At 53.4% G+C, this 1,046-nt stretch carries 1 protein-coding gene; it reads right to left on the bottom strand.

From position 1 onward, the window contains the following. A partial coding sequence (locus ACOCD2_RS21635) for a hypothetical protein (protein WP_419583143.1) occupies positions 1–717 on the bottom strand: 717 nt, incomplete at its 3' end. Positions 718–1,046 lie beyond the last annotated feature (329 nt).

Below are 1,046 nucleotides of genomic sequence, written 5' to 3' on the forward strand. Positions count from 1 at the left end.
CGGTCCCTGTTTCAAGTCCAATACCATCTTGCCACCACAGGGAATACGCTGCCAGACTTTGACTTCTATCTCTTCTTCCTTGCCCGTCTTCTTGTTCTTTTTCTTTCTGGTCTTGGTGATGCCGTGATCATGGAGACGTTCATAACGCCCCCAACGCGCCTCCACTTCGATACGTTCCGCCTCACCATCGACACAGAAGGTCATGCCGAAGCTCGAGGGCACCAGCGATTGATTCTTGGACACGTCGATCTCGTCGCTGGTCTCAGGCTCACCCTTGCCCAGTGCTTCCTCGTCCTTGGGCTGCTCACCCGCCTTGGTTCGCTTTCCGGCGGTTGGAGGAGCTGGCTTTGCCTTCACCTCCAGATCGTCTGGAACCACATCCTCGGCCTCATCCACAGCGCTGTTTCCCCAGTCGTTGCCCTCGTCGAGGGTCTCTCGGGGCGCCAACTTACCGACTAGGTAACGATCGCGTACACTCATATCCTTGATGAGTTCATTGGGACCGTTCGCAGGGCCGCGAAGATCGTCCATCACCGCATATTGCAACAGCTCTCGAACGTAGGCCGAATCCTTGATCAGTGGAATATCTGCCAGCGTCTTGCCGCAGAGTTTTGGGATGGTCTCGGCGAAATGGGTCCATTGGAGGCGGTTGATGCAACCGTTGGCTGGCTTTGAGTAACCCACCTTCAACAAAGGTACAGCAGGGTCTATCGACAATGTCTTATCCAAAAGGATAGAAGTTTGACGACCTCGATCACGAAGTCTATAGATTCGACCGATACTCCATATGCCCCCTCTCTCGTCGGAGATGAGAAGCCAAGCCCCTGTGTCGATACCACGATACAGAGCAGCACCCCCCTCCAGCCGAATGCTGTGATTCAGAAGTCCCTTATCATGCCCCTGGGCAGATATAATCAGCCATGCTTGGCTGGATACGGATGCTTCATTCATTTAGCAACCCCATTCGTGATATGCCACACCATTCATGATTCACAGCGCCATTCATGAGATTGGCGATGGAATCTTCTGAAATCGCCCATTGAAGT

The sequence above is a fragment of the Thiolapillus sp. genome, from assembly GCF_048562965.1.
GTDB classification, from domain to species: Bacteria; Pseudomonadota; Gammaproteobacteria; order Chromatiales; family Chromatiaceae; genus Thiolapillus; species Thiolapillus brandeum_A.